Source organism: Achromobacter semiaridum (genome assembly GCF_053543755.1).
On sequence record NZ_JBLVOL010000100.1, the window covers coordinates 1 to 3,228 of the forward strand.

Here is a 3,228-nt window from a genome sequence, read left to right on the forward strand (position 1 = left end):
TGCTGATAGATGCGCCAGTCCGAACACAGCGCGGCACGCGCCAAAGACGGTTCCAGCACCAGCCGATACCGCGTGCGCCGAAAGCCCGTGTCGCCTTGAACGAATTCAGTGACGACGCCGTGTACGTGGCGCACCGGCAGCGCCCCGCGCCATATCGTGAACAGGGCCGGCTGATCCAGCAGCGCGCCGAAATCCACCGCAGGATCAAAGCTGGACAATTCCACGCATAGCCGATACGTCTCGGACAGCGCCTCGTCCAGCGTGAATTCAATGACGTCAAACGCCGCGCCGCTGGCGGGCGTAAAACTAAAACGAAAATCGTTCGCGTGCGATGACACAGGCGCCTCCGGACGAGTCAGGTTGACTGATCATCTTGCGCAGGCGGCGACTCGGCCGTCTATAGAACTTCTCTGATATTTCCCGCCTGGCGATTCCCCTTAGGGCCCGCCTGAACCCTTGCGACAACGGTTCGCATATCCATAGACGCATTTCTACGTTGTCGGCGGCGCGCGGGGCACGTAGCCTGAGCCGTTCCCTTATCCGACACCGCGGGTCACCTCATGAGCAATTCCTACCAAGCGGCCAGCCCGGCCACCGGCAAGCACACCGAGCGCGCGCAGGCCGTGCGCGAATTCATCGCCGACGTGCGCAAGCGCGTTCCAGACGCGGCGCGCGCCTCGCCCCAGCAGTTGGCCGAGGCCGCCGCGCTGTTGCAGGCTTTGGGCAGCCGGCGCGACTTGTTTTCGGCCGAGGAATTTCCGTTGGTGCCGGGCCGTCCCGGCACGCTTTACCGCCTGGCGGAAGACGTGGACGGCGGCTATGCGCTGTACCTGTCGCTGGGCGAGGCGGGCAAGGCCCAGCCGCCGCACGACCACACCACCTGGGCCATCATTGCCGGCGTGCGCGGCAACGAGCGCAACGAGGTCTATACCCGCGCGCCCACCGCCGACCCTTTGCGTGACACGCTGACCCACGTGCGCCGCGTGGACGTGGGGCCGGGCAGCTCCATCGTGCTGGGGCCGAACGATGTACACACCATTGAACTGATCGGCGACGAGGCGGGCGCCCACCTGCATTTCTACGGCCTGGCGCTGGACCGGCTGCACGGCCGGGTGGTCTTTGAAAGCACGACGGGCGGCACGTACCGCACGTTCTCGCCGCCGGCCGCCATCTTCCACGCGCGCGTGTCGCCCGACGCCTTGCAAGAGGCGTTGCGCGGCGACGCCGAGATCGCGGTGCTGGACGTACGCGAGGCGGGCCGCTATGCCCGTCGCCATCTGCTGTATGCCGTGCCCGCGCCGCTTTGGCGGCTTGAAGTGTTGGCCGACCGGCTGGTGCCGCGGCGAGACACCCGCGTCGTGCTGGTGGACGAAGACGAATCCCAGGCTCACCTGGCCGCCGCGAAGCTGACCCGCCTGGGCTGGTCGGACGTGTCCGTCCTGGCCGGCGGCACCGACGGCTGGGCGCGTGCCGGACGGGAGGTGTTTACGGGGACCAACGTGCCCAGCAAGGCGTTCGGCGAAGTCATCGAACATGAAAAGCAGACGCCCTGGATTGATGTGGACGAGCTGCACGAACGCATCTCGCGCGGTGACGATATCGTCGTGGTCGATAGCCGCACACCCGAGGAATTCCATCACTTCACGCTGCCGTTCTCGCACAGCCTGCCGGGGGCTGAACTGGTCTATCGTATTCGCGAGCTGGCGCCGGACCCGAACACTTTCGTGGTCGTCAATTGCGCCGGGCGCACCCGCAGTATCGTGGGCGCGCAGACGCTGATCGACGCGGGCATTCCGAACCGGGTGGCCTCGTTGCGTAATGGCACGATGCAGTGGTTGCTGTCTGGGCGCGAACTGGCCTATGGGCGCCACGCGGCCTTGCCCGAGCCGGGCGATGCCGCGCGGGAGGCGGCGCGGCAGCAGGCGCGTGACGTCGCGCAGCGCGCCGGCATCGGCTATGTGGATGCGGCAACCTTGCACGCCTTTGAGGCCGAGCAGGACACGCGCACGCTGTACAAATTCGATGTGCGCACGCGTGAGGAATACGAGACGGGGCATCTGGAGGGCTGGCGCTGGGCGCCGGGCGGCCAACTGGTGCAGGCCACCGACGACTATCTGGCGACCCGCCGCGCGCGCGTGGTGCTGGCGGATTGGGATGGTGTGCGGGCGTTGACGACGGGCGCATGGTTGGCGCAGCTGGGCGCCGTGGAGGTCTATCTGTATCAGCCGCCGGCGTGGGCCGCGCTGCAAAGCGGTCCCGAGCCGCGCCGCGTGTTGCGCCATCGGCCCGAGGCGGCCAGCGTGCGGCCGCAGGGGCTGCGGGCGGCGCTGGATGCGGACGAGGTGATCGTGTTTGACGTGGAATCGCGCGTGGCCTACGAGCGCGGCCATGTGCCGGGCGCGCGCTTTGCGGCGCCGGACAGGCTGTCGCAATTCCTGTCGCCTGACGATCATCGCACCGTGGTGCTGACGTCGTCCGATGGCGTGTTGGCCAGCGTGGTGGCCGCCGAATTGGCCTGGCGCGGCAAGCATGCCGTGCAGTATCTACTGGGCGGAACCCGGGCCTGGAAGGCGCAGGGCCTGGCTCTGGACACCGGCGCTGCCGGGGTGCTGACCGCTGACGACGATCAAAGCATCAGCCCGTATCTTTTTGAAGACCTGTCGGCGCGCGACGAAGGATTTCGGGAGTACCTGGATTGGGAGCTGGGGTTGGTGGCGCAACTGGAGCGCGACGGCAGCGAACACATCCGCTTGATTCCTGCTGCGCGATAAGGAGGGGGGCGAGCGAGGCAGCGCTACGCCCGCTATCTTTACGGGCCGCGGGCGCTACGCCAGCTCCAGCCGATTGCCGCCCATCGCCTTGGCGCGGTACAGCGCGCGATCGGCCGCCGCCAGGCTGTCGGGCAGCGGCGGCACGTCGCGTTCGTAATACGCCAGACCGATGCTGACCGTGGCGCTTATTGCGCTGCTGTCGCCCGGTGCGGACGTGGATTCGGCGAAGCGCCGCGCCACGGCTTCGCCTAGCGCTTGCGCGCGGCGCGCGTCGTCTGCCAGCAGCAAGGCGGCAAATTCCTCGCCACCGATACGGGCCAGCAGCACTCCCGCGCCGGCCACGCCCTGGGCGATATCGGCAAACGTCTTCAGCACCTGATCGCCGGCCTGATGGCCGTGCCGGTCGTTGATGGACTTGAAGTGGTCCAGGTCAAAGGCCAGCACCGCCGCCGGCTGC

3 protein-coding genes are annotated in these 3,228 nt (G+C 67.8%); 1 reads left to right on the top strand and 2 read right to left on the bottom strand.

What is annotated here, in order from left to right:
* A partial coding sequence (locus ACNPP0_RS23040; protein WP_448707097.1) for a contractile injection system protein, VgrG/Pvc8 family occupies positions 1-338 on the bottom strand: 338 nt, incomplete at its 3' end.
* Positions 339-560: 222 nt separating this feature from the next.
* Between ACNPP0_RS23040 and ACNPP0_RS23045 the strand changes: the two genes are divergently transcribed.
* Positions 561-2,771, top strand: coding sequence for a rhodanese-like domain-containing protein (locus ACNPP0_RS23045; protein ID WP_448707098.1), 2,211 nt, complete (start codon positions 561-563; stop codon positions 2,769-2,771).
* Positions 2,772-2,825: 54 nt separating this feature from the next.
* Here ACNPP0_RS23045 and ACNPP0_RS23050 read toward each other — a convergent pair.
* A partial coding sequence (locus tag ACNPP0_RS23050; protein WP_448707099.1) for a GGDEF domain-containing protein occupies positions 2,826-3,228 on the bottom strand: 403 nt, incomplete at its 5' end.

Coding starts and splice junctions, on each gene's coding strand:
- ACNPP0_RS23045 (WP_448707098.1), top strand. CDS start 561: ATGAGCAATTCCTACCAAGCGGCCAGCCCGGCCACCGGCAAGCACACC.